Here is a 26,168-nt window from a genome sequence, read left to right on the forward strand (position 1 = left end):
CTGTTAAGTGATGCACAAGACAACAATCCAAAATGGAGGGGAAGACATGAACCGCCTGGGTCATGCGCTACTGGCAGCGCTTACCATCACCACCGCAATTGTTCCGGCCCATGCGCAAGAAGCGGTGCCGTCTGCGGCAGATGCTGCGGCGGACGAGGCCGGATCACTGGGCGATATTGTCGTCACCGCGCAGAAGCGCGCCGAACGCATCCTCGATGTGCCCATCGCCATCCGCGCGGTGCAGGGCGAGGCGCTGGTGCGGGCCGGCGTCACCGACGTCAACGGCCTACAGAATGTCGCGCCCGACCTGAACGTGGTGACCAACACGATCTTCACCACCTTCACGATCCGCGGCGTTTCGAGCCAGGACATCTTCGAAACGAGCGATTCCGCGGTCACCGTCAACATCGACGGCGAATATCTCAACCGGCCGGTCGCGCTCAACGCGGCCCTGTTCGATCTCGATCGCATCGAGGTGCTGCGGGGGCCGCAGGGCACGCTCTACGGGCGGAACTCCACGGCGGGCGCGGTCAACATCTTCGCCAATAAACCGAAGCTTGGCCGCTTCGAAGGCAGCGCCAGCGCGAGCTATGGCAATTATGATGCGATCCAGGCGCAGGCGGCGGTCAACATCCCTGTCGGCGACACGCTGGCGATCCGCGTCGCCGGCCAGCATGCCGAACATTCCGGCTATCGCGACAACCGCCCCGCCGGCCGCGGCGATGACCAGAATGTCGAAGGCGCGCGCATCGGCCTGCAGTGGGAGCCCGACAGCCGGGTCTCGGTCTATCTCGCCGGCGAATATGTGAATGTCGATCAACTGCCGCCCAGCAGCTATGGCATCCAGGTCGGCCTGATCGGGCTGCCGGCGGGCGAGGCACCGAGCGACATCCGGTTCGACTTTCCGCGCCGCGGCTGGCCGCTGGAAAAGCTCGGCAATCTCGATGCGGACCAATATGCGGTGCGCGGAGAGATCGACATTGACCTCGATTTCGCGACATTGAGCTATGTCGGCGGCTTCCGCCGCATCGACATGCAATCGGAAGTGCCGCTGAACGGCTATGTCCCGGCCGAATTCTCGTTCCAGAACGACAAGCTCGATTCCGATACGCAAAGCCACGAATTGCGGCTGACCGGCGATCCAGCCGGTGCCTGGTTCTGGCAGGTCGGCGCCTTCTACATGCGCGAGACGCAGAGCACGCGGCGCGGCCTGTATCTCGACGGCCCCGGTGCCTTCATCGACTATAATTATCGCGATGTGATCTCGGATTCGAAGTCGCTTTTCGGCCAGGCAGTGGTGCCGATCGTCGACGGGCTGAGCGCGACGATCGGTGGCCGCTACACGTGGGATCGCAAGAAAGGCACGCTCAACAGCATCACCGGCTTCTTGCCGCAGCGTCCGCTGCCCACTGATCCGGCCGCGCAGATCACGCCGTTCGACGAGGACTGGAGCAAGTTCACCTGGAACCTCGGGCTCGACTGGAAGCCGCGCAAGGACACGCTCGTCTATGCCAAGGCGAGCAGCGGCTACAAGGCGGGCGGGCGCGACAATTCGGGGCCCTATGACCCCGAAGACCTGACCGCCTACGAAATCGGCACCAAGAACCGCTTCGATCATGGCACGCTCGAAGTCAACGCATCCGCCTTCTGGTATGATTATCGCGACCAGCAGATCCAGGTGTTCATCAATACCGCGATCGGGAATGCGACGCGCAATGCCGGCAAGTCGACGATCAAGGGCATCGAGGTCGATTTCATCAAGGCGCTTTCGGAAGCGGATCAGGTCCGCTTCACGGTCAACTATCTCGACGCGCGCTTCGATCGCTTCCTGACCGTGGAGAATGTGCTGGGTGCGCCGACGCGGCCGGTCGACCTTTCCGGCAATCGCCCGACGCAGGCGCCGCGCTGGACGATCGTCGCCGGCTACGATCATCGTCTCGAACTGGCCAGCGGAGCCAACATCAGCGCGTCGGCGCAGACGCGCTTCAAATCCGACTATTTCCTGACCGCCTATAATTGGGAGGCAGACCGGCAGAAGGCCTATACCCAGACCGATCTGTCGCTGAGCTACAATCATGTCGACGATCGCTTCTCGGTCGGCGCCTATGTCCGCAACCTCGAAGACACGATCCCGCTGACCTATTCCTCGTTCAACGGCGGCGGCATCGATCTCTACAACTTCATCTTTGGGCAGCCGCGCACCTATGGGGTGCAGGCGAGCATGAGGTTTTGACGATGACGGCTCTTCGCCTCGCGCTTGGCATCGCCTCTGCCACTCTCGTCGCCGGTCTGGCCGCCCCCCCCATGGTGACGGCGCAAGCCCCGGCGGGCATTCCCGCCGGCTGGACGGCGGACGGCATCGAGCCGGTCGGCTATGCGCGCCTGCCGGGCTCACGCCCCTTCAAGCTCGGCCTCAGGCGGGTGGGGGAACGCTGGTACCTGTTCGCCGGCGAAGGTGGCGGCGGCATGCGCGAAAACACCGGCTTCGCGGTGATCGACGTAACCGATCCGACGCAGCCGGTCACGGTCGCGCATGTCGAGGTGCCCGATGGCGACGGGCAGATCACGCTCAACGGCAATCTGCTGATCGTCGGCCGGCAACAGCCCTTCCCGCCGCCGTCGGCGGGCGGCAGCATCGAATATCCGTTCAAGGGGGTGGAGGCGCAGCCGACCCCGCTCGCCAGCTTTTACGACATTTCGGATCCGCGCCGACCGCGCAAGCTCACCGACTGGGTGGCGCGCGGCTGGGCGACGCATCGCAACGCCTACCCCGGCGGCCGCTACGCCTATATGTCGGCCTGGATCGAGGGCTATCGCGGCCAGTCCGTACTGGTGATCCTCGACGTTTCGGATCCCGCTCGCCCGCGCGAGGCGGGGCGCTGGTGGATGCCGGGGCAGAAGGAAGACGAAAGCGAAACCCTGCCGCCGGCGGGCTATCACGGCCCGCCGATCGTCAGCGCCGACGGCAAGATGCTCACGCTCGGCTTCACGCCAGCGCTGGTCAACCTCGACATTTCCGATCCCGCCCGGCCGCGGCTGATCGGCAAGCTGGTCTTCTCTCCGCTGGCGCCGGTCGGCACCCAGGCCATCCACAGCGTCGTGCCGCTCAGCGGGTCCTTGGTGCTGGTCAGCACCGAGCCCAGCGCGCCAGGATGCGACAAGGAAAGCGCCGCGTTCGCCGCGATCGTCGACAACAAGGATCCGACACAACCGCGCCTCCTCTCCTATCTTCCGCGGCCGGTGCCGGCAGCGGGCAGCGGATTGAAGAGTTTTTGCGACAAGGAAGGCCGGTTCGGCCCGCACAATGTCGTCACCGAGATGCACCAGCCCGACGTGCGCAACACCGCGCCTTTGGTCTACATGACCTATTTCAACGCGGGGCTGCGCGTGTTCGACACCAGCGATCCGCATGCGCCGCGCGAGGTCGGCTGGTTCCTGCCCCGCATCGGCCCCTGGGCCGAGCACAAGCGGGGGCCGGAGGATGTTATCGCCGATACCCGCGGCTATCTCTATGCCAGCGACGGCCGCGATGGCGGCATCTGGGTGATGCGATCCCGCCTGTCGCCGGCGCGCTGACGCAAGGCTCAGCGCGCGAGCAGCGCGCGGACCTCATCCTGTTTCGCGGACGAGACGTTGAAGCGGCTGACCGCCCAGCTCACCGTCGCACCCGCGAGCAGGATGAGGGTGATGACGAACCAGGCGAGCGCGTGGACCTTGCCGACCGGCACATCGGCGACGGCGCTGCCGGCGGGAAAGTCGATAAGGTGGAGGAAGAGTCCCGATATCAGCCCGACCAGCCCGCTGCCGATCTGCAGGCCGAGGAACATCATGCTCGCCACGAAGCCCTGCTGGGGCGATCCCGTGTTCGCTTCATGCTCGTCGCCGATGTCGTAGGTGACGGTGTTGAACGGCACGACATAAATGCCATAGGCGATGCCACCAGCAAGACGCGCGGCGAACACAAACCCACCGATCGCGGCGGAGGCGGGGGCCGGTCCCAGCCCGACCAGCGGCAGCAGCACGACGCCGGCCTGCAGCAGGAAATAGGCGGCAAGGCCGGCGATCATCGCGCGGCGCGTGCCCAGCCAGCGCATCACATGCGGCGCGAGCGCCATTGCGACCAGCGCGCCGAGCGTACCCGCCATCAGCAGGCTGCGCGTCGCCGCCGCGTCGAGCTGCCAGAAATAGGTCGCGAGGTGCAATGAGAGCTGATTGATGACCGACGTCGTGAACAACACCAGCAGTCCTACGGCGAACAGCCGCCCGACATTAGGGGTGATCCGCACCGCGCTGACGATCTGCCGCACGATTGCGAGGAGACTGGCGGCGCTCACCGGCTGCCCGGCATGCGTTTCCATCCGTTCGATCTGCGACAGGCGAGTGCGGGTGCCGACGATGCCGGTGACCATCAACGCAGCGCCGAGCACGCTGACGAACAGGCCGAAGCCCGGATAGGGTGCCGGATCGAGCTGCGGCTTCGGAAAGGCAGGGGAGGCGACGAAGAACCAGCCGAATGCGATCGCCGGCACCGTCAGCACCGCCGCCTGGTTGCCGAGGTTGCGCATCACCGCGATGATCGCGCGCTCGCGCGGATCGCGGCTGAGTTCGCCGCCCATCGCATAGGCTGGCACGGTCCAGAACGATATCCCCACCCGCGCCAGAAGACCAAACCCCACCAGCCACGCGAACATGCCGAACTGCGACAATCCGGCCGGAGGCGAGAAGACCAACGCCAGCCCGACTGCAAAGGGCAGGATCGCGGCCGCCATCAGCGTATGGCGACGCCCCAGTGGCGCGCGCCGGATGCGGTCGGACACGGTCCCGACATAGGGATCGACCGCTGTGTCGAAAACGAGAATGATGATCAGCGCGCTGCCGATCAGCCCGGCATTGAGGCCGACGACTTGTGCATAGTAGAACAGCACGAACGCGTCCCACGCGAAGCTCTTGATCAGCTCCGGCATGGCGCAGACCATGAAACCGATGCGCGTCGGCCAGCCCAGCCGCTCACGTTCTGCAGGCGCGGTCATCCTCTTCTCCCGCAAACCGAAAGGCGCACCGTTCAATCCGGACGGGCGCTCACCACGCGCTGTTCGATGCTGCCGAACGGCGATCCGCCGCCGGCCAGCGCCTGCATGCGCAGCCGGTCGCCGAAGCGCATGAATGGCGTTGCCGGCTTGCCCTGGGCGATCATCTCGATCGCGCGGCGTTCGGAAATGCAGCAGGATCCGACGCTGGCATGGTCCGCGTTGGAGATCGTGCCGGAACCGATGATCGTGCCGGCGACGAGATCGCGCGAGCGCGCCGCATGGGCGATGAGGTCGTGGAAGCCCACCGCCATCTCGCGGCCATGGGGATGGCCGAACCATGCCCCGTTCAACATCACCTCGAGCGGGAGGTGGACGCGGCCATCCTGCCATGCGTCGCCCAGCGTATCAGGCGTCACCGCGAACGGCGCGACGCTGCACGCCGGCTTGGCCTGCACCCAGCCGAAGCCGGTCTTCATCTCGACGGGCGCAATCGCCCGCAGCGACCAGTCGTTGATCAGGATGACGAGTCTGACATGCTTCAGCGCGTCGGCGGCAGTGGTGCCCATCGGCACGAAATCGGTTATGATGCCGAACTCGCCCTCGAAATCGATGCCGTCGGCCTCGTCAGGCAGCCGCACATCCTCATGGCCGCTCAGGAAGCGATGGGACATGCCCTGGTACATCAGCGGCTTGTCGGTCTCGATTGGAGGCAGCCCGAATGCCTGCTGCATGAGGTCGCCATGCGTCGGGAACGCCGAGCCGTCGAGCCATTGCCAGGCGCGCGGCAGCGGCGCGCGCAGGTCGGCCGGGTCCAGCACATCGCCTTCACCCGCCGCCAGTCGCGCATCGAGGCGGCGCAGATCGGCTTCCACGCTGCCCCACGCCTCGACGGCATATTGCAGCGTCGCCGCGATGCCGGTGGCGGCAAGCGCGCGCGCGCCGTCCGCGGAAACGACGATCAACTGACCGTCGGGGGTGCCCTTCGCGCGGGTCGCGAGCCGCATGCCGGTCTTCTCCTAGTCTTCGATGATCGCGACCGCGCGCGTCCAGCCGGCCGACGCGCCCTTGATCTTGTGCGGGAAGCAGCTGACCGTGAAGCCGTTGCCGGGCAGCGCTTCCAGGTTGTGCAGCTTCTCGAGGTGGCAATAGCCGATGTCGCGGCCGGCCTTGTGGCCTTCCCAGATCAGCGAGGTATCCCCGGTCTCCTTCACCTTCGCCGCGGTATGCGCGAAGGGTGCGTCCCAGCTCCAGGCGTCGGTGCCGGTCACGCGCACGCCCCGGCTCGTCAGGTACATGGTCGCCTCATAGCCCATGCCGCAGCCGACATTGACATAATCGGGCCGGCCCAAGGCCTTGCCCGCCGCGGTATTGACCAGCACGATGTCGAGCGGCTGCAGGTCATGGCCGATCCGGGTGAGTTCCGCCTCGACATCGGCGGCGGTCACGACATAGCCGTCCGCGAAGTGACGGAAGTCCAGCTTCACGCCCGGGCGAAAGCACCAGTCGAGCGGCACCTCGTCGATGGTGATCGAGCGTTCGCCGCCATTCATCGTCGGGTGGAAATGATAGGGCGCGTCGAGATGCGTGCCGCTGTGGGTGGTGAGCCTAACCCATTCGGACGCCGCGAAGCCGGCGCCGTCGGGGGTATCCTGTGCGGTCACACCGGGAAAGAAGATGCCGAGTTCGGGCGCGGTGTCCATGTGCGTCTGGTAGGTGATCTCCGGCTTAAGGAAGGGCGGATCGCTCACCACGTCATTGCACAGCGTGATCGACAGGTCGACGAAGCGGCGGCTCATGCTGTCTGCCCTCCCAAAGTCTCGGCGAACCAGTCGGCGATGAGGTCGCGGCCATAGGCCATGTTGTCCGCGCCGACATGCTCGACGCCGCCTTCGCGCGCGGTGAAGATCATCTTCTCGCGGCGCGGCGAATGGACGAGCTGGTCGTAGAGATCGTCTGCATAGGCAACGCTGATCTGGCGGTCGTCAGCACCGTGCGTTACGAGGAACGGCACCTTGATCCGGTCGATATGGCCGTTGAGGTTCATCGCCTCGGACTTCGCCAGGAAGTCGTCCTGGTCCTTCGCGCCGAACGCCCAGTGCACATGGGCCCAGTAATGCGGCACCGGGTTCTCGCCCTCGCGCGCCATGCGCCTGTCCTGCACCTCGCGCCAGTTGTGGTTGGCACCCCACACCGCGCCGCTTGCGAAGCGCGGCTCATAGGCGACGGCGCGCGGTGCAAAATGGCCGCCGAGCGAGATGCCGGTCATGCCGATGCGCGCAGGATCGACATCGGGCTGCGCCTCCAGCCAGTCCACGGCCTTGCTCGCCCAGCTTTCGCTGTGCGGATCGACCGGCAGCCCCTGCAGCCGCAGCGCCTCGCCCGAGCCCGGCTGGTCGACGCACAGTGTCGAGATGCCGCGCCGCGCGAGTTCCGCCGGCAGCCTGGTCCAGTAGAGCAGTTCCTTGCAGCTATCGAGGCCGTTGCAGAACACGACAACCGGGCTGGCGCCTTCACCCGGTGCACGGGTGTAGAGCGCGGGCATGGTGCCGCTTTCCAGCGGGATCTCGACACGCTCGCGGTTGAGCCTGCCGAGGGCGGTGGAGCGGTCGAACGTGCTGCGCGCCCGGGCGTAGGTCTGCTCGCGGCCGGCATGGCCATGGCCCTGCATCCGTTCCGCGGTGAAGAGGTAGAGTGCCGCACGCTCCAGCTTGTTCGAGGCCGAGAAGGCGCGGCCCTTCGCCTCGTCCTCGGCAGCCAGCTCAAGCAGCTTGTCGCCCATCGCCGACCACGCCCTCATAAACATCGGCGTGCCCGCATCCGCGCCGGTGGCGGCAGCATCGCGGATCGGCTGGCACATGTCGACGATCTCGCCGATCTGGCCGCCGCTCTCCATCGCGATCGCGACCGAGAGGTTCCAGATATAGTTGGGGAAATATTCGAACAGCGCCACGGCTCAGACCTCCACGGCCTGGAACAGCCCCTTGTCGGGCTCGGGATGCGGCATCGTCTGCGGTCCGCCGACGCCGATGCCCCACTGGTCCATCACCTTGGGACCCGGAACATGGACCTTCGCCTCGTGCGTTTCGAAATCGACGTCTTCCAGCTCGGATGTATATTCAATTGCGAAGCCCGCCGGCGTCGTGAAATAGCTGAAGGTGTTGTTGCCTGCGGTGTGCCGGCCCGGTCCCCAGCGGATGTCCGTGCCCTTCTGCTTCAGGCGGCTGATCCCCGCCATCATGTCGTCCGCGCTCAGCATGTCGTAGGCGACATGGTTGAGGCAGGGCGGTCCGGGCAGGATGGCGATGCGGTGATGCGCGGCGTTGCAGCGCAGGAAGCACATGAAGTCGCCCAGCCAGTCGCTCACCTTGAATCCCAGTACCTCGACGAACCAGCGCACCAGCGCCTGATGATCGGGTGAATGGAGGACGATGTGGCTGATCTTCTGCGGCACGCCTTCCCAGCGCGACAGGGCGCGCGGAGTACGGCTGGCGACGTCGCTGGAGATCTCGAACGGCAGGCCATCGGGCGAGAAGAAGCGGAAGCCATAGCCGCCGCCCAGCGTCTTCAGATCCCGCGGCGCGAAGATGATGCGGCAGCCCGAGGCAAGCACCTTGTCGTAGAGCGCAGCCACGGCAGCGCGATCGTCCGCGGCGAGCGCGATCACGTCGACCCGCTTCACGTCGCTTTGCCGCAGCCGCACGACATAGAGCTCCTCATCGCCCTCGGCAGCGAAATGAACCATGCCCGCCTGCTCGCCCGCCTCCACCAGCTTCCACTGCTCGGCATAGAAGGCGCGCTCGGCGGCCAGATCAGGAACGCCATAGCCGACATGACGGATTTCGGTGACGCGGCTCATAGGATTTGCTCCGGAACGGAAATGAGGGGAAGGTCGAAGGCGATGTCCTCGGCCGAGCGGCCGGCGAAGAGCTGCGGGTCGGCAATGTCGCGCCACCCCCCGTCCCACGTCTGGAGACGGCGCCGGGCGATGCTGATGCGCACCTCGCGCCGTTCGCCGGGCGCGAGATGGACTTTGGCGAAGCCGGTGAGCGCCAGTTCCGGTGCCCGTCTGTAGATCTGGATCACGTCGCTGCCGGCGCGATCGCCGCGGTTCTCCACAGTCGCGGCGATCGTCGTGGCGTCTCCCGCTTCCTCCGGCACCACGCGGGCGTCGAGCAACGCGATATCCGCATAGCCAAAGCCTGCACCCAGCGTGTGCCGCGGGTTGGCCATGCCGCGATAGCCGACGCGTGTCCCCTCACGATAATAGAGGTCATCAGCCGCGTCAGGGGTCAACGAGAGAGCCGGATAATCGGCTTCGGTGCGCGCGATCGACACCGGCATCCGTCCGCCAGGTTCGCGATCCCCCGCCAGTACCTCTGCGATCGCTTCGCCGAAGCCTTCCCCAGGATACCAGGCAACCAGCAGCGCCGCCGCCCGGTCCTCCCACGCGCAATCGAAGGCGTGGCCAACATTGGCGATGATCGCGGTGCGCGGATTGGCGGCAGTGACCGCCTCGATCAGTCGGATTTGTTCGTCGGCCAGCCGCGTATGCTGGCGATCCTTGCTCTCGACGCTGGCGTCGGAGGTTTCGCCGACGATCAGCACGACCGCGTCCGCCTCACCCGCCAGCCCGACCGCGCGCGCGAGCATCGCTTCGGGCGTATCCGGGCGGCGAACGCCGTACCACAGCCCGTGCACGCGCGCCGGCGCATAGTCGAATTCCACCTCGACCAGAATTTCCGCATCCGCGTCGAGATCGACCGAAACGCTGTTGGCATCGCCGCTCTTCAACTTGCCCATCACGTCGGACGAAGCGACCGGCTCGGTCGCCTGCAAGATGTCGCGGCCATCGATACGCATCCGCACCGGCCCGGTCGCACCGAGATAGAAACTATGCCTACCGCTCGTCTCCGCGCGGAAGATGCCGCGCGCGACAATCCGGGCCGGCCGGTCGAGCGCCGCGACATCGTCATGCACGCCCGCGAACCACACCAGCGAGTTGGTATCGCGGGTCTCGCTGGCGATCAGCCGGGCATCCCGCGACTGGCCGTCGAAATAATCGACGGTCATGCCGCTGTCGCGGCCATCGCCGAGATCGCGCGCGGGGCGGACCGGCATCGACGGCAGACGTGGCTGCGGGTCGACGCCGGGCTCGTAATCGATCCGGGCATGGCCGGCGTAGCGCGCTTGGATCGCGTCCAGCGGCCGGGCGGCATCGGGCGCGACCGCAATCTTGGCGAAGGTGCCGCCCTGATAGCAGGGGGCGGCCGCATTGGGGCCGATGATGGCGATATGCGCCTCCCGCCCCGGCACGAGCGGCAACAGCCGCGCCTCATTCTTGAGGAGCACGAAACCGGCGGCCGCGGCATCGACGAGCAGCGCATCCGCGGCAGCGCCCGCGATCGGGCTGCGCTTCGCGCCCATGAAGCGCACGGCCGCCGCCGCGACGCGCGCCGCGGCATCGGTAACGCGATCGACATCGACCAGGCCCTGGGCGACCGCTTCGGCCGCCTTATGCCCCAGGAAACGGGCGGGGCCCGGCATTTCGAGATCGAGCCCCGCGCGCAAGGTCGCCACGGTCGAATGCGTTCCGAACCAGTCGCTCATCATGACGCCGGGAAAGCGCCACTCCTGCTTGACGATGGTGGTGATCACATGATGCTGCTCGGCGCACCATGCGCCGTTGAGCCGGTTATAGGCGGTCAGCATGCCGCCAGCGCCGGCGTCGGCGCAGAGTTCGAATGGCAGCAGATAAATCTCGCGCAGCGTACGCTCGTCAACCACAGCATTCATGCGGTCGCGATCGGTCTCGCTGTCGTTGCAGACGAGATGCTTTACGACCGCACCGGTGCCCGTCGCCTGCAGTCCCGTCACCCAGGCCGCGCCGATGATGCCGGCCAGCACCGGCTCTTCCGAATAATATTCGAACGCGCGGCCGGACAGCGGGCTGCGTGCAAGGTTGACATTGGGCGCTAGCACCATGTCGACGCCCATGCGGATTGCCTCGCCGCCCACGAGCATGCCGACGCGTTCGCACAATTCGACGTCCCAGCTTGCACCGAGCGCGGTCGGGCAGGGGCTGAGCAGCGCCACATCGCGCTCGTCGACTCGACCGCTGGCGATGCCCATCGGGCCATCCGCCATCGCCAGCGAGGGAATGCCGGCGTCGGGATAGCCGACGGTCGACCACATCGTCGCGCCCGCGCTCATCGCAACACGCTGTTCCAGAGATAGTCCGGAAATCACGCCGCAGCCTCCATCATCGTGAAGCGCATGATCTGTTCGGCCTGGGCACGCACGGCGCGGCCGATCGTCTCGTCCACGATAGAGCCGTCGGGCCCGAACGGCCGCTGTTCCACCGAATTGATCGCGATCCCGACCGGCGTCGGCCAGCCGCGCATCGCATGAATGACGTCGCGCAACGCCGAAAGCGTCGTGCCGCATGCCTGCCAGCCGGCGGCGGTGACCGCCAGGCCCACCGGCCTGCCGTCGAAATAGGTGCGCGCGTCCGGCCGCAGATCTTCCAGCAGGTCGATCGCGTTCTTCACCAGCCCGGAATAACCGCCATGATAGCCGGGGCTGCCGATGACGATCCCGTCAGCACTGCGGATCGCCGCCACCAGTGCGGCCTCCTCCGGCGTGCGGTCGGGATGCTCCGGATTATAGTGCGGCAGCCGCGCGAGCGCCGGCCCGTCGAACATGATCGTGTCCGCGCCCAGCGCCGCGCATTCGGCCAGGATCGCGCGGACCATCCTTTCGCTCGACGATGCCTGCCGGAACGTGCCGCCCAGTCCGACGATGCGCCGGCGGTTGGCGGCGGGGGAGCTGGCCATCCTTCTCTCCTTATGTTGAGGGCGGCCGTCTCGGGGGCCGCTCGCCCGCAAATCGTTACTCCGCGGCCACCGATGCCGGCACCGCCGGCTTGAACGCCGGCATCACCTTTTCGGACAGGAGCCGCAGCGTCTGATCGCCCAGTCGCAGCCGCTCTTCGGTCAGCGGCCCGGTGGTGGTGCCGCACAGGATGTTGCCGATGCCGAGTTCGGCATAGGGCGCCAGATGCTCGACCACGGTTTCGGGCGAACCATAGAGACACCAGGTGCCGATCCAGTCCTCGGTCAGTGCGTTGGGCGTGCGATCGGTCTTCTTGTTGGCGTCGTCGGATTCCGCGCGGCGATTATATTCATTCTCGCGCTCGATCGCGTCCTGATAGGATCGCAGGATGACTTCCAGTTCCTCGCGCGCCTGCGCGTCGGTCTCGGCGACATGGACCACCTGATAGGTGTGTGTCGTCCAGTCGAGCGCATCGGCGATCACTTCGGGCGTGTGGCCCGCGTCCTCCAGCATGCCGCGATAGATGCCGAAAAATTTGGCGACGTGCTTCATCGGCTCGGTACCGCCGATCTGCGGCGGCGTGAAGGCGGGGATGAAGGCCGGCCAGCCGTTTTCGGCGGCGCGGCGCGCGCTCGCTTCCTTCATCGCGACCGGCATCAGGCGGGCATGGCCGGGCGTATAGGACGCCGGCGCGATCCGCTGGAGCACACGACCCTTGTGCGGGCCGTTGTCGATCTCGACCGCGGGATCCTCCATCCGCTTCGCCCAAAGTTTTTCGGCGAGCGCGAGGTTGTTGTCGGAGATTTCGCCGGCCTCGCGATAGTTGACGCCGAAGCCGATCATTTCTTCCGGGGTCGTTCCGCTGCCGACGCCGATCAGAAGCTTGCCGTCGGTCAGTTGATCGAGGATGTTGATCCTCTCTACGAAGCGGACGGGATGATGGAGAGGCACCGAAGTCACGGAAAAACCAAAATGCATCTGCGGCAGGCGCGCGGCGAGATAGGCCGCGTACATGTAGCTGTCGGACGCGATCGGCATATAGCCGTTGAAATGATGGTCCGGCAGGAAGATCGCGTCGAAACCCAGTTCTGCAGCCCTTGTGGCATGCGCCGTCAGGTCCTGGATCAGCTTGCGATCCTCGCTGGGCGCCATCGACCGCGCGTTGAGAAACACCGAAAAACGCATTGTCCCCTCCAAATCGCGCTCATTGGCGCTGCGGTGGCCGGCTTGTTTACATTGGCTCTCGATGCTTCCAGTATGATAGCATAATTAGAACCATCGTTCTTATTGGTGATAGGATTGATATGCCGCCGGTGTCAACAGAGAAAACGAAGAAGGATTCTATTTCGGTGGCAGCCGAAGTGAGCCGCGAACCCCAGCAGGGGCGCAGCCGCGCCTCCTATGAACGGATGCTGACGGCCGCCGAAAAACTGATGGTGAAGCGCGGCAATGATGATTTCACGCTTACCGAGGTCAGTAAGGCCGGCAAGGTTTCGATCGGATCGATCTATCTGCGCTTCGACAGCAAGGATGATCTGATCCGCGCCGTCCACGGCCGCGTGCTCTCCCGGATCGGCGAGGATCAGGACAGGATGATGGCCGAGGTCGCAGCGCGATCGGCGACGCTCGACGACTACACATATTATTTCGTCAACGCCTATGCGGAGCTGCTGAAGGATTACAGTCCGGTGCTGCGGCCGATCATGTTCCGCGCGATCTACGACAGTTCGATGTCGGCGCTCGGGCGCAGTTCGGCCGAGAAGCTGAGCGGAGAGGCGCAGGCGCAGATGCTGCGCTATGCCGATGAATTCGGCCGCCCCGATCATGAACGGCTGGTCGGCAACGCCTTCCGGATGATTTATTGCACGCTGGCACGCTTCCTCGGCCTCGGCTCCTCACCCGAAGCCGCAAACCAGGGCAATTGGGAAGAACTGAAGGAGGACCTGGCGATCATGTCGGCCGCCTTCCTGCGCGCGCCCGCACGCTGACGGCGGCGCGGGCGATCAGGGGACGAGGATGCGCAGCCCCGCGCCATAGAAGCGGACGACGCCCGGCCCCTCGGCCAGCACGCAGAGCTGGATGCCGAAGCGGCTATTGATCGCTGGAGCGATCGGCAGATCGCTGAGCAGCCGATGCGAGGCGGGATAAAAATGCCGCCATTGTTCCGGCGGATCGAAGGGCACCGCAGTGCCGCTAAGCGGCGTGCCGGGTTCGAACAGATGCTGGCGATGCATGCCGCCATGATGGACGCAGACCCAGTTGATCGTGGCATCGCCTTCGGTCTCCCAGAGCAGCAGCGCGCGATCCGCCGTGACCTGCGTGGGCAGCTGGAAGGGAAAATGGAACCACAGCTTCCGATCCGGCCGGATCCGGAAGCTGGACGAGAAGCCGCGGTGAAAACCCGATTGCGCCGACCAGGGCTGATCGTCGACGATGTCGAGATAGTCCGGCCCCTGTTCCTGCAACTGCACGGCCGCCGGCGAGACCCAGATTTCCTGGCTTACGCCCATGATGGTTGCCGATCCGCGCGCCACTTGATGCTGCAGCCCGCGCTGGGGCGTTGTGGAACCGGCGCGGGCCGGCCGCCGAGCAGCGCATCGACCGCCGCACGCATATCTTCGCCGGTCACCGGCAGGTCGGTGCGCAACGGCGGCAGTCCCGGCACGGGCGGGCGGTTGATCTTTGGGCGGCTCGCGTCGAACTGGCCCGCATAGAACAGGCGCCGTTCCGACCCGAACAGGAAGAAATCCGGCGTGCAGATCGCTCCGAACGCGGCGGCGACCTCCTGCGTCTCGTCGTGGAGGTAAGGGAAGGGGAGATGATGGTCGCGCGCGAAGGCCGCCATGTGCGCGGCATCGTCCTCCGGATACTCGCCCGGATCGTTCGAGGATATCGCGACCGTGGCGAGCCCGCGCGACGCATGGACGCGCGCGAAATCCGCCACGGCATCGATGATATGCAGCACGAACGGGCAGTGATTGCAGATGAACATCACCAGCAGCGCCGGCGAAGACTCGAAGTCCCCGAGCGATACCTGGCGCCCATCAGTATCCGGCAGTGTGAAATCGGACGCCTCGGAACCCAGATTCTTCATGCGCGACATGCGAAGCATCAATCGTCTCCCAGCGTTGGATGGCTTCAGGCGCCGCCGAGCAGGTGGTTCGCCTTCAGCCATACGACGAAATTGTCGATCCAGCCGTCGCTGGTCGTGCCCGGGCGTCCCAGCCCGAAGCCGTGACCGCCCGTCTGATAGAAATGGAACTCGGCAGGTCGTTTCGCGCGCGTCCACGCTTCGACCAGCCCGAAACCCTGCGCGGCGAAGAAATGATCGTCCTGCGCCAGGACGGCGAACATCGGCGGCGCATCCGCCGGCACCGGGCGTTCCACCAGCCTTCCATAGATCGGCGCGATGAACGCCGGTCGCTCGGCCGCGGGTGCATCCAAGGTCGCGCTCAAGGTCGTGAACGCGCCTGCGGAAAAGCCCATCATACCGATCCGTGCAGGATCGATCTGCCACCGCCCGGCGCGGGCACGCACCAGTGCCAGTGCCGCGCTGGCATCGTCACGCGAAAAAACCGGCGTGTCCTGTGGAGGACGAAGCGACGAGGTCTTGCCCGTCCGCCCCGCCACCATCTCACGCTCGAACGTCGCGAAATCGGCCGGGGTCGGCAGCACGCGATATTTGAGCACGAAGGCGGCGATGCCGTGATCGGCAAGCCAGCGCGCAATGGCATAGCCCTCGGTCTCGATCGCGAGACCAAGGAAGCCGCCGCCCGGCGCGACGATCACCGCAGTTCCGGTCGCCTTGTCGGCCGTCGGCAGGAAAGGGGTCAACGTCGCCGCCGAAACGTTGCGAACGTTGAGATCTCCATTCATTCGGAACCAGTTTTCCGGCGGCACGTCCGGCGCCTGTGGTCCGGTGCCGAGCGGGATCGCGTCTGGCAGAGCTGGCGTCGGCAAGGATTCGAAGGTGAAGGATGGGGCCTGTTGCGCCAGGGCGGGCGGGACCGCGCCGCCCAGTGCGGCGCAGACGATCACCGCTGTCAGCATCGCGCTTCGCATCTGATAACCCCCTCGTTGGCCACACGACCGCGACCGGCATGCGCTTTGCGCGTCCGACCTGTTGATGATTGGCGGTGTCGATCGCGGCGGCGCCCGCCGCGATCGATCGATGCGTCAGGCGGCGAGCTGAAGCTCGCGACCGGTCTTCGTGGTCGGCACGAAGGGCAGGTAGGAGACGCGCATGCGCACAGCGATCTCCACCTTGTGCGCGCCGGGTGCCAGGCCGCCAGCGCGCAGCACCGTCACCTTCGCCTTCTCGCCGAAGTTCCAGCGGTCACCATATTCGGTTTCCATCTCGTCGAGCGTCCAGCTCCGGTCACGCACCGAAAAACGCACGTCACCGCGCGCCACCGGTTCGCCATCGACGGTGAGCCCAATATCCTCGATCATCGAAAGGCCGAGACCCCGATAATAGGGCAGCCGTGCCAGCAACGCGAAGCCGATCACCTCGCCATCCTCGACGACATTCTCGAAGCCCTCGTCGCACAGCATCATCTTGTCGAACATGATCCGTATCTCCTTCAGGCGGCGAGCGCGGTGGGGGCCGGTTCGCCGATCAGGCGCTTGAGCATTTCCTGCTGGCGGCGGACCTGCTCGACGGAATCGACCTCATGGGCATCCTCGATCCAGCGATTGCCCTCATATTCGGAGCAGATATAGCCGGTGTAGCCACCCTGCTTGAGCACGCGGACAATCTCGTCATACGGGATCGACGGTTCGACCAGATCCTCGTCCATCTGGTAGAACTTGCCGTGGATGTTGTGGATGCGCGGCATGAAATCGAGCATCCGCTTCGGCTCGAACGCCGCATTGTGGCGCAGCGTTTCGGCCATGCCCAACGCCGGCCCCTCGCCGCCCATCTCGCGGACGTTCAGGATTACATATTCGCTGAGGACGCGATCCTCATAAGCCTTCTCGATGTAATCGGCGATGTTCTGAGGCACGCCGTTGCGAATGAAGCGCTCCTTCCAAACCGACGGGAACTTGAACAGGAACATGCCCATGTCGGGCAGGAAGCCCAGCGCGTCGGAGCCCGATTTCTCGAAGGCTTCGGCGTGACGGATGATCCAGGGATGGTCGAAGTGCAGCGGGGCATGGACCTCGATCAGGATTTTGATGCCCTTTTCCTCGGCATAGGGCGCCGCGGCGACCAGCACTTCCGGCGCGATCGAGACCAGCGCACGAATATATTTCATGCCCAGCCGCGCGCCGAAATCGATATCCTTGCGCACGCTCGCCACCTGCTCCTCGAACGGCATAGGCCGGTCCTTGTAGCGCTTGTAATCGAGCATGAAGTCGTGGCTGACCGGCGTCGCCCCATATTTTGCAATCAGCCCGTGCCATTCGTCGACCTTGGCATCCTCGACGCCGGCCTCGGGCCAGCCCCAGAAGGTCTGCTCGCCGATGATCTCGATGCCCAGCGCGCCCATCTCGGCGCAGGCCCGGAAGCAATCCTCCAGGCTCATCTTTCCCTGGAAGGTCTCGTGCTGGAAACTGTAGAGGCTGACGCCCCGCTTTATCTCGCTGGTCATAGTCACTCCGCGACGGCGATGGGGGAAACAGGCGCGCGCAATGTCCGCGCGGCGCCGATGACGATGGCGGCGATAACGCCTACCAGACCCGCTGCGAGGAACGCCCCCTGCATGGATCCGACGAGGGTCTCGGCCTGGTGCACCAGCCAGGGGCTGGAGAACTGGCCGAAGAAGAAGCAGGCGGTCCAAACGCCCATGCCGCGTCCGCGATGCTCGAACGGCAATCTGGTCTGCGCCCAGGCGATGATGGTCGGTACGGCCATGCCGGCACCGGTCTGCTGCACCATCAGCGCGACCACCATCCAGCGCCAGTCCGATGCGAGGCCGATGCCGGCAAGCCCGATGCCGAGCAGCAGGAAGAAGGTGGCGAGCTGAACGGCATGCGGCTTGCCGCCCATCAGGCGGAAGACCAGCGCGCCGAGCATGACGAACAGGCTGGGAATCGCGGTCAACTGGCCGATGCGTGCCGAATCCATCACGCCAATCTCGCGCCAGGCAAGCGAGCCGCTGATGATGAACACATAATAGAGCGCTGACGCGACGAGCGTGACAGAACCGATCAATGCCACCGATGCGGCGGGGAAAGGAGTGCGCACGTGCGGTTCGCGTGCGCCCGCCACGACGCCGGCCTTTTCGGGGCGGCGCGGCTCGAAAAGCCACAGCAGCATCGCAACGAAGATCGGAAAGGCGACCGCGTAGACCAGGAAGATGCCGTTCCACCGCACCGACGCGGCGGCCCCCGCCATCAGGATCACGCCGGACGCAAGGAAGGGCCCGGCGATCCCCTGCAGGAACAGCCAGTCCTTGCGGCCGCGATCGTCCCAATAATCGGCGATCAGCGTGTTGACGGTGGTCAGGATCGCGGCCTCCGCCACGCCCAGCAGCAGCCGGCACGCGATCAGCGCGTTGAGGCTATCGAGAAAGAAGGGGGCGGTGCCGACGATCCCGTAAAGCAAGGTCGCGCCGATCAGCAGCGGGCGACGGCCAAACCGGTCGACGAAAAAGCCCGCGAAGGGCGCGATCAAGGCGATGGTGAGGCCGGGCGCCGACACCATCATCGGCACCTTCCAGCGCGCGTCCGGATCGGTCGAGAAGTGGTCGATGATCGCGGGAATCGCGGGGAACATCGAGACGATGGCCAGGATGGGCAGGAAGCCGGCGATGACGATGGTGACACCCTGCGGCACCATCGACAGCCGGCGGACGAAATCGATCGGTGAACGCACGGTGCGCCGGCTCCTCTCTTTCGGACGGCTCCTTCGCCGCCTCTAATTAGAACTGGTATTCGTTTATTGATTGGGGTCAATGCTGTCAATGCGGCCGGCGACTATGTGTGCGAATTTTCCGTGCGACGCGATAGGCCGCGACACCAGCCCAACCAGCGCCTTGCCAGACGGGCCATTATACGAATAATCGTTCTCGTTCTGGAAACGAGGGGAGGACATGGGTCGGATTCTATCTGGCATGACCTGGGCGGCACAGATCCTTCTTGCGGCATTTTTCGCCTTCGTCGGCTTCATGAAGATGACGGCGCCAATGGCCGAGCTCGAACGACATCATGCATGGGTGGCGGGGCTGATCCCGCCAGTCGCGCGGGTCGTCGGCACCAGCGAGATGCTGTGCGCGCTACTTCTCGTCGTGCCTGGCCTGCTGCGAGGCCACGACCGCTGGATCGGCGGCGCAGCGGCAGCGCTGATCGCCAATCAGTGTGCGGCGATCCTTTTCCACGCGTTGCGCGGCGATCTCGCCGGCGCGATCACGCAGAACCTGGTCCTGATCGCACTTCTGGGCCTGGTCGCGACAGTCCGCCTGCGCGGCTGAAGCGCGGGAGGGCGGGGCGACCCGCACTCCCGCCGAACCTCATTTCCCGGCCGGCGCCTCACGCTCGATCGGGAAATCGCGGACATCGGTTTCCACCGGGATGCTCACCTTACCGGTCGCGGCCCATTCGGCGCCGCGTGCGATGAGGCCGCGGACACCTGGATACTGTAGCGTATCGGGTCCATGTCCCAATGGTATTGCGAAGACGCGGCCCTTGCCATAGTCGGCAGTCCACACCTGCGGATGATCGGCGTCCATGCCCTTCATCTGGCTCAGCTTTTCTGCAGTATAGGCATAGGCCGGGTATTTGGGCCCGGCCTTTTCGGGCGCATAGCTTGCTGCTTCGTCGTGCGCAGTCGCCAGCACATGGATCTTTGCCGCCGGATCGAACTTCATGTTCGTGTACATGTCGTCATTGAAGGTCCAGAAAAACTCGCGCATCCCTTTCGTCACCGGATGACCGCGGTCCACGACATGGACCATGAAGCCGCCCGGCGGCGAACGCCGGCTCTTCGCCTGCGGCCGCATGACGCCGCCGGCCAGCTTCTCGAATTCGGGCCAGCTCGGCGACCCCATGTTGAACGATGCATGGTAGACGACGATGCCACCGCCGCCCCTGACATAATCGAACATGGCTTTTTCCGCCGCGGGGCTCCAGCGTTTCTCGGTGGGATCGGCATAGTTCCAGCGGCCGAGATAATTGAGCAGGACGACATCATAGGGCTTCAGCGCCTCGAGCGTGCCATTGTCGAAATCCTCGACGATGCGCACGTCGAACCGGCCGCTTTCCTGCAACTGCTTGCGTAGCAGGTTGTTCACCCCCGTCCAGTCGTGCTCATAGCTGCTGCGACCGGTAACGATGAGCAGCTTCAACCGTTCGGCCGAAGGCGCCAGCGGCACCGCGACCGGCTGCACCGTCTCGGGCGGCCGATAAGGGGATTGCACGATCACCTGCGCCATCGCGCCCGTCGCCACGGCCAGCACCACGCTGGCACAAGCCCACCGCACCCTTTTCATGCATCACTCTCCCAAACATCCGAGCGCGAACTCTAACAAAATTATAATATCTGTTCGTATTTTATCGAATCCGGCGCTGTCAATGCTTGTCGGTGGCTTGACGGCGCGATCGCGATCGCCGATCCAGAATTATTAGAATCGTGGTTCGCTTATCGCGCGGCGGGCCGAGGGGCGGGTGGCTGTATGGGCGGAAGTGAGGAAAATCCGGCTGGGCCGGCGGCGTTGTCGGGCCGGCGGCGGACCCTGGCACTCGCGATCGTCGCGACCGCGATGGTTCTCGATCTCGTCGACATGACGATCATCAACGTTGCGATCCCAACCTTGCAGGGCCGATTCGGCGCCAGCGACGCGCAGGTCCAATGGATGGTCGCCGGCTATTCCACGCTGTTCGCGCTGCTGCTGATTACCGGCGGGCGCCTCGGTGACATCTTCGGCTACAAGCGCGCCTTCCTGATCGGGGTGTCCGGTTTCACGATCACCTCGCTCCTCTGCGGGATCGCCGCCAACCCGGACCAGTTGATCGCAGCGCGGCTGCTGCAGGGCGGGTCGGCGGCGATCATGCTGCCGCAGGTCATGTCGCTGACCCAGATCATGTACGCCCCGCATGAACGAATGGCGCCACTCGGGCTGTTCGGCGTGCTCGGCGGCCTGGCCGCGGTGCTGGGACCGGTGATCGGCGGCGTGCTGATCAGTGCCAATCTGTTCGGTCTCGAATGGCGGCCGATCTTCCTCGTCAACCTGCCCGTCGGGATCCTCGCGATCGCGTGCGCGGCGCGGATCCTGCCCGACGGGCGATCGGCCCGGCGCCCAAGCCTCGACATGGTGGGCACTCTGCTCGTGATGCTGCTCATCTTCCTGCTGATTTTCCCGCTCATCCAGGGGCCGCTATACGGCTGGCCGCTCTGGGGCTTCGCAATGCTAGCGGCAAGCGTACCCGTCGCTATGGCATTGGCGCGATACAGCATCGCCCGGATGCAGCGCGACGGATCGGCGCTGATCGTGCCGGACCTCTTCCGCGCCCGCGCATTCAGCGCCGGGCTGATGACGATATTGATGTTCCAGGTCGCAACGGGGGGCCTGATGTTTACGCTCACCCTCGCGTTGCAGCGGGGGCTCGGCTTCAGCGCCGCCGCGGTGGGGCTCGCGCATGTGCCCTATGCGTTCGGTGCCTCCTTCGCGATCGGCATGCTCTCGCGCAAGGCACTGCCGCGCTTCGGCCCGGTCATCATCAGCTGGGGGGCGCTGCTGATGGCGGCGGCGCTGGCCGGATTGCTGATGCTGATCGGGTTCGCCGGTGGCTCGCTGACCCACCCGCTCATGCTGGCGCCACCATTGCTGCTGATGGGGCTGGGCATGGGGCTGGCAGGCGGTCCGCTGCCGCCGTGCACATTGTCCGAAGTCGATGTCGGCCATGCCGGCTCGGCATCCGGCCTGCTCAAGGCGACGCAGCAGCTCGGTGCCGCGATCGGCGCCGCGGCGGTCGGCACCTTGTTCTTCACGGTCCAGGCGAGGGCGGGCGTGGACGGCTCGGCGTCGATCCGCGCTTTCATCGTCTCCGGCGGCTGCATCGTGCTTGGACTGTTCGGCGTCGCCATCAGCGCCTTTGCGATTCCGCGACGCCTGCGTATCAGGGGCGCGTCGCCGGCTGGCGAGATGCCGACATGAAGCCGTTGCCAGCCGCCGCAATCCGTGTCAGAAATAGAATTATAGTTCGTGAATGGACAAGGCGATGCGTCGCCGGGAGAGGCTATGGCAATGGAAGGCGGCGCCGCGCCGCAATCGCCGGTGGCAGATACACCGGCTAAAGGGCCCGACAGGCGACAGATCCTCGGCGGCGCGCTGGTGCTCGGGGTGTTGGGCGGCACGCCGCTGGCGATCTGGGACCGTGCGCGCGCGGCGCAGGGCGATGGCGCCACCGCCTCGGAAAAGCTGCTGCTGACGCGGCTCGCCGATCTGGTCATACCCAACACCGATACCGCCGGTGCCGTGGTGGCGGGCGTGCCCACTTTCGTTGAGACCGCGCTGATCCACGGTCTCGAAGAGACCGCTCTCGAAACGGGCGGGGACCGGAAGCGGGGCGGACTCGTGCTCCTCGACGTCGTTTCACGAGATCTCAACCGTCGCGGGCATGGCGACTTCGTGTCGCTTGCGCCGGATCGCCAATTCGCGGTTCTGGAAGCCTATGATGCGCAGGCTTTCGAGGCCGACGAGAAGGATCATCCCTGGCGCAAGATCAAGGGACTGATCCTGACCGGCTATTACACGTCCGAGATCGGGGCGAGCCGTGAGCTGCAATATGAACTGGTGCCGGGGCGGTGGGAACCGAACCTGCCCTTGCCGGCGGAGAACCGGTCCTGGTCGAGCGATTGGACAGCGGTGGATTTCGGATGAGCATGGATTTCGACGCGATCGTGGTGGGTTCGGGCATCACCGGCGGGTGGGCCGCGAAGGAACTCACCGAAAAGGGCCTCAAGGTGCTGATGATCGAGCGCGGGCGCATGATCGAGCATGGCGCCGGTTACGAGACCGAGACCAAGGCGCCGTGGGAAATGGACTTCCGCGGCGAGGGCGATGCGCGCCTCTATGCCGAGGATTATGCGGTACAGCGGCTCAATCGCCACTTCACCGAATTCACCCAGAACCATTTCGTCAACGACCGCGAAAATCCCTATGCGGTAGCGGACGGCAAGAAATTCAACTGGTGGCGCAGCTATCAGGTGGGCGGGCGTTCGCTGACCTGGGGGCGGCAGAGCTACCGCTGGTCGGACTATGATTTCGATGCCAACCGCAAGGATGGCCATGGTACCGACTGGCCCATCCGCTATGCCGACATCGCGCCGTGGTATGACTATGTCGAGGAGTTCATCGGCGTCTCCGGTGCGGCGGAAGGGCTGCCCTCGCTGCCCGACGGCAAGTTCCAGCCGGCGATGGCCCTCAACGTCGTCGAGCAACATGTCCGGGAAGTGATTTCGGCGCGCTGGCCCGACCGGCGGCTGACCGTCGGGCGCACCGCCAACCTCACACAGGCCAAGGAGGGGCGGGCGCAATGCCAGTTCCGCTCGATCTGCGCGCGGGGCTGCTCCTACGGCGCCTATTTCAGCACGCAGAGCTCGACGCTCCCGGCCGCGCAGAAGACCGGCAATCTCACGCTCATCACCGACGCAATCGTCGAGGCGGTCGATTATGATCCGACGACGAAGCGCGTGACCGGCGTGCGCACGATCGACGTCAAGACCGGCGAGCGCCGGCGCCATGGCGCCCGGATCGTCTTCCTCAACGCCGGCGCGTTCAACAGCGTCCACATCCTGCTGCGGTCGCAATCTGAAGCCTTCCCCAACGGCCTCGCCAATGGCAGCGGCGTGCTGGGAACGCACATCATGGACCATGCCTCGACCCTGTCGACGATGGCGATCATTCCGGGGTTTGACGATCGCACGACCTTCGGCAACCGGCCGACCGGGGTCGTCATCCCGCGGTTCCGCAACCTCGATCGCCGCGATGCCGCCTTCACCCGGGGCTACAGTTTCCAGGGCGGCGCGCTGCAGAGCGGCTGGACGGCTGCGAAGCGGACGGCCGGCATCGGCAAGGCGTACAAGGCACAGAATCGCAAGACCGGGCCGTGGCGCATGGTGTTCGTCGGCTTCGCCGAAAGCCTGCCACGCGCGAGCAACCGACTGACCCTCGATCCGGTGAAGCTCGACCCGCAGGGGCTGCCGCAGCTCAACGTCGATTTCGAGCATGGCGAGAATGAGCGGCTGGCGCTGGCCGATGCCAAGGCGGAAGCGGCCGCGATGATGGAGGCCGCCGGCGGCCATGTGATCATGGGCTTCGACCAGCCGGGCGTTGGCGGTTCCGCGATCCACGAGATGGGCGGTGCGCGCATGGGCCATGATCCGGCAACCTCGGTGCTCAACAAATGGAGCCAGGCGCATCAGATCGCCAACCTGTTCGTCACGGACGGCGCGCAGATGAGTTCGTCCGCCTGCCAGAACCCGTCGCTTACCTACATGGCGCTCACTGCGCGCGCTTGCGATCACGCGGTCTCGCTGCTGAAAGAGGGCGCGCTATGAGGCGGTGGATACCTGTGGCGGCCGCCCTCATCTGCCTCGCATCACCAGCCTCGGCAGAGGATAATCGCGCCACCGTGGCCGCTTTCGCGGAGCGCTTCTATCGCGATCGCGATGTCGCCGGCGCGTTCGCCGACCATGTCGCGCCCGACTATATCCAGCACAATCCCGGCCTGCCAGACGGGCGGCAGGCGGCGGTCGACGCCTTGGCGCCGATGTTCGCACGTCCCGGATCGCGCTTTGACGTGCGGCATCTGCTGGTCGATGGCGATCTCGCGCTCGTCCATCTGTTCGGACAGGGCGATCCCGCCACACCCGGAGCCGCGGTAGCGGACATCTACCGGCTGGAGAAGGGCCAGATCGTCGAGCATTGGGACGTGCTGCAGCCGATCGCCGCGGGAAGCGACCCATTGGCAGCCGCTACCCGGCCGGTCGCGCCACCAATGCGCAGCACGACGACGCACAACCGCCAGCGCTTCACCACGTTCGTCGATCTGCTCCTTAACAGGAAGCGGCCGGACGAGGCCTATTCCCGTTTCGCGGCCAGCGACATGACCCAGCACAATCAGCGGCTCGGGCAGGGACGTGACGCCACGATCGCCGCGTTGAAGACGCTGTTCGCAAACCCTGAAGCCTCCTTCACTGTCGAGCGAATCCTCGTCGACGGCGATCTCGCTGCCGTGCACTATCGGGGAAGACTATCCCGCGACGATCGCGGCGCTGCTGTCGTCGAACTCTTCCGTTTCGCCGACGGCAAGATCGTGGAACATTGGGATGTCTTTCAGCCGATGCCCGAACGGTCGCTCAACCCGCATCCGATGTTCTGATCCTTGGCTATCGCGTGACGCGATCGGCTAGGCGTGAGACCGGGTGTGCTCCGCGATTCGCGCAAAACGCCGAGGCGCCATGCCCATCACACGGCGGAAGGCGGTGTTGAACGCATTCTCGGACTCATATCCGACGGCGTTTGCTACTTGCCGCAACGGCTCTTGGCTGGCAGCCAGGCGATCGGCGGCGATCACCATCCGCCAGCGTGTCAGATAGGAAAGCGGTGTCTCGCCCAGCGTCGCGCGGAATTTGCGCGCGAACACGCTGCGTGACATGCCCGCTTCACCAGCGAGCCTCTGGAGCGTCCAGCCATGGGCAGGGTCAGCGTGCAGAGCGCCAAGCGCCCGCCCCAGCCGAGGGTCGGTCAGGGCCGCGAACCATCCAGTTCCGGCGCCCGTCTGCCGCACGAGATGGAGCCTCAGCGTCTGCACCAACATCATATGGGCCAATTGCTGGGCGATCAGCGCGGATCCCGCCTTCGCGTCCCGCAGCTCCTGCATCATCAACTCGATCGACCAGCGGAGCGTCGATTGATCCGCAGCGCCTTCAAGATGAATGATCGGCGGCAGGCTTTGAAGCAGCACGGCGGCATGGCGTCCGCTGATATCGAACCGACTGCCGACGAGCAGCACGTCGCCGCCGCCATTATAGGTGACGGTCCCACCGCTTTGGTCCGGTGTCAGCGCTTCGCTTGAAAGCGTCGGCGTCAGGGTAGGGTCGCTGCCAATGCGAACCGCACAGCCGCTCGGCAGCACGAAGCAGTCGCCGGCAACGAGCCGCACCGCCTCCTCGCCACCCTCATGCGCCAGCCAGCAGGTGCCGCGGAGAACGGCATAGCATTTGATCCGGCCGGCAAGATCGTCGAGCAGCAGGGACCAGTCGCCGCCGGCATCGAAGCCCGCCGTGATATAGCTTCGTGGTTTCAGCAGCGACAGGATCTGGGAAAGCGGGTCCATGGTCGCGATACGATGGCGAAGAAA

At 65.5% G+C, this 26,168-nt stretch carries 24 protein-coding genes; 8 read left to right on the forward strand and 16 right to left on the reverse strand.

The window, feature by feature from the left end; all coding sequences use genetic code 11:
- The first annotated feature begins 46 nt into the window (after positions 1 to 46).
- Entirely contained in the window at positions 47 to 2,233 is a 2,187-nt protein-coding gene (locus tag FHS96_RS17510; RefSeq protein WP_429594389.1) for a TonB-dependent receptor, read from the forward strand.
- A gap of 2 nt (positions 2,234 to 2,235) precedes the next feature.
- Positions 2,236 to 3,576: an LVIVD repeat-containing protein gene (locus FHS96_RS17515; protein WP_429594392.1), complete on the forward strand. Its 1,341-nt coding sequence runs from the start codon at positions 2,236 to 2,238 to the stop codon at positions 3,574 to 3,576.
- A gap of 8 nt (positions 3,577 to 3,584) precedes the next feature.
- On the opposite strand, the gene FHS96_RS17520 is transcribed toward FHS96_RS17515, so the two are convergent.
- From FHS96_RS17520 to FHS96_RS17555, 8 genes are read right to left on the reverse strand one after another with little or no spacing between them, the layout of a single operon-like run.
- On the reverse strand, positions 3,585 to 5,030 hold the full coding sequence (locus FHS96_RS17520) for an MFS transporter (protein ID WP_429594394.1): 1,446 nt from the start codon (positions 5,028 to 5,030) through the stop codon (positions 3,585 to 3,587).
- Between the two features lie 32 nt (positions 5,031 to 5,062).
- Positions 5,063 to 6,034 (reverse strand): fumarylacetoacetate hydrolase family protein, encoded by a 972-nt coding sequence (locus tag FHS96_RS17525; RefSeq protein ID WP_429594397.1) that lies wholly within the window; start codon positions 6,032 to 6,034, stop codon positions 5,063 to 5,065.
- Between the two features lie 12 nt (positions 6,035 to 6,046).
- On the reverse strand, positions 6,047 to 6,826 hold the full coding sequence (locus tag FHS96_RS17530; RefSeq protein ID WP_429594400.1) for a cyclase family protein: 780 nt from the start codon (positions 6,824 to 6,826) through the stop codon (positions 6,047 to 6,049).
- A complete protein-coding gene (locus tag FHS96_RS17535) occupies positions 6,823 to 7,980 on the reverse strand; it encodes an alpha/beta hydrolase family protein (protein ID WP_429594403.1) in 1,158 nt (385 codons plus the stop codon). The genes FHS96_RS17530 and FHS96_RS17535 overlap by 4 nt, the downstream gene beginning before the upstream one ends.
- A gap of 3 nt (positions 7,981 to 7,983) precedes the next feature.
- A complete protein-coding gene (locus FHS96_RS17540; RefSeq protein ID WP_429594406.1) occupies positions 7,984 to 8,886 on the reverse strand; it encodes a VOC family protein in 903 nt (300 codons plus the stop codon).
- On the reverse strand, positions 8,883 to 11,276 hold the full coding sequence (locus FHS96_RS17545) for a beta-glucosidase family protein (protein WP_429594409.1): 2,394 nt from the start codon (positions 11,274 to 11,276) through the stop codon (positions 8,883 to 8,885). The genes FHS96_RS17540 and FHS96_RS17545 overlap by 4 nt, the downstream gene beginning before the upstream one ends.
- Entirely contained in the window at positions 11,273 to 11,863 is a 591-nt protein-coding gene (locus FHS96_RS17550; protein WP_429594411.1) for an NADPH-dependent FMN reductase, read from the reverse strand. Before FHS96_RS17550 ends, FHS96_RS17545 begins: the two co-directional genes overlap by 4 nt.
- 55 nt (positions 11,864 to 11,918) lie before the next feature.
- The gene (locus FHS96_RS17555; protein ID WP_429594414.1) at positions 11,919 to 13,046 is read right to left on the reverse strand and encodes an LLM class flavin-dependent oxidoreductase; all 1,128 of its coding nucleotides are present in this window, start codon (positions 13,044 to 13,046) and stop codon (positions 11,919 to 11,921) included.
- Positions 13,047 to 13,210: 164 nt separating this feature from the next.
- On the opposite strand from FHS96_RS17555, the gene FHS96_RS17560 reads away from it, so the two are divergent.
- Positions 13,211 to 13,849 (forward strand): TetR/AcrR family transcriptional regulator, encoded by a 639-nt coding sequence (locus FHS96_RS17560; protein ID WP_429594417.1) that lies wholly within the window; start codon positions 13,211 to 13,213, stop codon positions 13,847 to 13,849.
- A gap of 15 nt (positions 13,850 to 13,864) precedes the next feature.
- Here FHS96_RS17560 and FHS96_RS17565 read toward each other — a convergent pair whose 3' ends face one another.
- The 6 genes from FHS96_RS17565 to FHS96_RS17590 all read right to left on the reverse strand — a co-directional run bounded on the left by FHS96_RS17565 (position 13,865) and on the right by FHS96_RS17590 (position 18,681).
- Positions 13,865 to 14,371, reverse strand: a complete 507-nt coding sequence (locus FHS96_RS17565; RefSeq protein ID WP_429594420.1) for a hypothetical protein — start codon at positions 14,369 to 14,371, stop codon at positions 13,865 to 13,867.
- Positions 14,362 to 14,973: a thioredoxin family protein gene (locus tag FHS96_RS17570; RefSeq protein ID WP_429594423.1), complete on the reverse strand. Its 612-nt coding sequence runs from the start codon at positions 14,971 to 14,973 to the stop codon at positions 14,362 to 14,364. The genes FHS96_RS17565 and FHS96_RS17570 overlap by 10 nt, the downstream gene beginning before the upstream one ends.
- Before the next feature lie 26 nt (positions 14,974 to 14,999).
- Complete coding sequence (locus FHS96_RS17575; protein WP_429594426.1) at positions 15,000 to 15,923, reverse strand: alpha/beta hydrolase; 924 nt, start codon at positions 15,921 to 15,923, stop codon at positions 15,000 to 15,002.
- A gap of 114 nt (positions 15,924 to 16,037) precedes the next feature.
- Positions 16,038 to 16,430, reverse strand: coding sequence for a C-glycoside deglycosidase beta subunit domain-containing protein (locus FHS96_RS17580; RefSeq protein WP_429594429.1), 393 nt, complete (start codon positions 16,428 to 16,430; stop codon positions 16,038 to 16,040).
- Positions 16,431 to 16,444: 14 nt separating this feature from the next.
- Positions 16,445 to 17,455: a sugar phosphate isomerase/epimerase family protein gene (locus tag FHS96_RS17585; protein WP_429594432.1), complete on the reverse strand. Its 1,011-nt coding sequence runs from the start codon at positions 17,453 to 17,455 to the stop codon at positions 16,445 to 16,447.
- A 2-nt stretch (positions 17,456 to 17,457) separates the two neighbouring features.
- Positions 17,458 to 18,681 carry an MFS transporter gene (locus tag FHS96_RS17590; protein WP_429594435.1) on the reverse strand — a complete coding sequence of 408 codons (1,224 nt, stop codon included), beginning with the start codon at positions 18,679 to 18,681 and terminating at the stop codon, positions 17,458 to 17,460.
- A 238-nt stretch (positions 18,682 to 18,919) separates the two neighbouring features.
- Here FHS96_RS17590 and FHS96_RS17595 point away from each other — a divergent pair, with 238 nt between their 5' ends.
- Positions 18,920 to 19,276 carry a DoxX family protein gene (locus FHS96_RS17595; protein WP_429594437.1) on the forward strand — a complete coding sequence of 119 codons (357 nt, stop codon included), beginning with the start codon at positions 18,920 to 18,922 and terminating at the stop codon, positions 19,274 to 19,276.
- A gap of 39 nt (positions 19,277 to 19,315) precedes the next feature.
- Here FHS96_RS17595 and FHS96_RS17600 read toward each other — a convergent pair whose 3' ends face one another.
- The gene (locus tag FHS96_RS17600) at positions 19,316 to 20,293 is read right to left on the reverse strand and encodes a ThuA domain-containing protein (protein WP_429594440.1); all 978 of its coding nucleotides are present in this window, start codon (positions 20,291 to 20,293) and stop codon (positions 19,316 to 19,318) included.
- A 183-nt stretch (positions 20,294 to 20,476) separates the two neighbouring features.
- Here FHS96_RS17600 and FHS96_RS17605 point away from each other — a divergent pair, with 183 nt between their 5' ends.
- From FHS96_RS17605 to FHS96_RS17620, 4 genes are all read left to right on the forward strand, one after another.
- Positions 20,477 to 21,958 (forward strand): MFS transporter, encoded by a 1,482-nt coding sequence (locus FHS96_RS17605; RefSeq protein ID WP_429594443.1) that lies wholly within the window; start codon positions 20,477 to 20,479, stop codon positions 21,956 to 21,958.
- An 84-nt stretch (positions 21,959 to 22,042) separates the two neighbouring features.
- Entirely contained in the window at positions 22,043 to 22,684 is a 642-nt protein-coding gene (locus FHS96_RS17610; protein ID WP_429594446.1) for a gluconate 2-dehydrogenase subunit 3 family protein, read from the forward strand.
- Positions 22,681 to 24,363, forward strand: a complete 1,683-nt coding sequence (locus FHS96_RS17615; protein WP_429594449.1) for a GMC oxidoreductase — start codon at positions 22,681 to 22,683, stop codon at positions 24,361 to 24,363. Before FHS96_RS17610 ends, FHS96_RS17615 begins: the two co-directional genes overlap by 4 nt.
- Positions 24,364 to 24,377: 14 nt before the next feature.
- On the forward strand, positions 24,378 to 25,187 hold the full coding sequence (locus FHS96_RS17620) for a nuclear transport factor 2 family protein (protein WP_429594452.1): 810 nt from the start codon (positions 24,378 to 24,380) through the stop codon (positions 25,185 to 25,187).
- Between the two features lie 27 nt (positions 25,188 to 25,214).
- Here the strand turns inward: FHS96_RS17620 and FHS96_RS17625 are convergent, their stop codons facing one another.
- Positions 25,215 to 26,144 (reverse strand): AraC family transcriptional regulator, encoded by a 930-nt coding sequence (locus tag FHS96_RS17625; RefSeq protein ID WP_429594455.1) that lies wholly within the window; start codon positions 26,142 to 26,144, stop codon positions 25,215 to 25,217.
- Positions 26,145 to 26,168 lie beyond the last annotated feature (24 nt).

Source organism: Sphingomonas zeicaulis, from assembly GCF_050433225.1.
Taxonomy (GTDB): Bacteria; Pseudomonadota; Alphaproteobacteria; order Sphingomonadales; family Sphingomonadaceae; genus Sphingomonas_D; species Sphingomonas_D zeicaulis.

Excerpts from the sequence above, each read along its gene's own strand:
- FHS96_RS17510 (WP_429594389.1), top strand. The coding sequence starts at position 47 with ATGAACCGCCTGGGTCATGCGCTACTGGCAGCGCTTACCATCACCACC.
- FHS96_RS17515 (WP_429594392.1), top strand. The coding sequence starts at position 2,236 with ATGACGGCTCTTCGCCTCGCGCTTGGCATCGCCTCTGCCACTCTCGTC.
- FHS96_RS17520 (WP_429594394.1), bottom strand. The coding sequence starts at position 5,030 with ATGACCGCGCCTGCAGAACGTGAGCGGCTGGGCTGGCCGACGCGCATC.
- FHS96_RS17525 (WP_429594397.1), bottom strand. The coding sequence starts at position 6,034 with ATGCGGCTCGCGACCCGCGCGAAGGGCACCCCCGACGGTCAGTTGATC.
- FHS96_RS17530 (WP_429594400.1), bottom strand. The coding sequence starts at position 6,826 with ATGAGCCGCCGCTTCGTCGACCTGTCGATCACGCTGTGCAATGACGTG.
- FHS96_RS17540 (WP_429594406.1), bottom strand. The coding sequence starts at position 8,886 with ATGAGCCGCGTCACCGAAATCCGTCATGTCGGCTATGGCGTTCCTGAT.
- FHS96_RS17550 (WP_429594411.1), bottom strand. The coding sequence starts at position 11,863 with ATGGCCAGCTCCCCCGCCGCCAACCGCCGGCGCATCGTCGGACTGGGC.
- FHS96_RS17555 (WP_429594414.1), bottom strand. The coding sequence starts at position 13,046 with ATGCGTTTTTCGGTGTTTCTCAACGCGCGGTCGATGGCGCCCAGCGAG.
- FHS96_RS17565 (WP_429594420.1), bottom strand. The coding sequence starts at position 14,371 with ATGGGCGTAAGCCAGGAAATCTGGGTCTCGCCGGCGGCCGTGCAGTTG.
- FHS96_RS17570 (WP_429594423.1), bottom strand. The coding sequence starts at position 14,973 with ATGCTTCGCATGTCGCGCATGAAGAATCTGGGTTCCGAGGCGTCCGAT.
- FHS96_RS17575 (WP_429594426.1), bottom strand. The coding sequence starts at position 15,923 with ATGCGAAGCGCGATGCTGACAGCGGTGATCGTCTGCGCCGCACTGGGC.
- FHS96_RS17580 (WP_429594429.1), bottom strand. The coding sequence starts at position 16,430 with ATGTTCGACAAGATGATGCTGTGCGACGAGGGCTTCGAGAATGTCGTC.
- FHS96_RS17585 (WP_429594432.1), bottom strand. The coding sequence starts at position 17,455 with ATGACCAGCGAGATAAAGCGGGGCGTCAGCCTCTACAGTTTCCAGCAC.
- FHS96_RS17595 (WP_429594437.1), top strand. The coding sequence starts at position 18,920 with ATGACCTGGGCGGCACAGATCCTTCTTGCGGCATTTTTCGCCTTCGTC.
- FHS96_RS17600 (WP_429594440.1), bottom strand. The coding sequence starts at position 20,293 with ATGAAAAGGGTGCGGTGGGCTTGTGCCAGCGTGGTGCTGGCCGTGGCG.
- FHS96_RS17605 (WP_429594443.1), top strand. The coding sequence starts at position 20,477 with ATGGGCGGAAGTGAGGAAAATCCGGCTGGGCCGGCGGCGTTGTCGGGC.
- FHS96_RS17610 (WP_429594446.1), top strand. The coding sequence starts at position 22,043 with ATGGCAATGGAAGGCGGCGCCGCGCCGCAATCGCCGGTGGCAGATACA.
- FHS96_RS17615 (WP_429594449.1), top strand. The coding sequence starts at position 22,681 with ATGAGCATGGATTTCGACGCGATCGTGGTGGGTTCGGGCATCACCGGC.
- FHS96_RS17625 (WP_429594455.1), bottom strand. The coding sequence starts at position 26,144 with ATGGACCCGCTTTCCCAGATCCTGTCGCTGCTGAAACCACGAAGCTAT.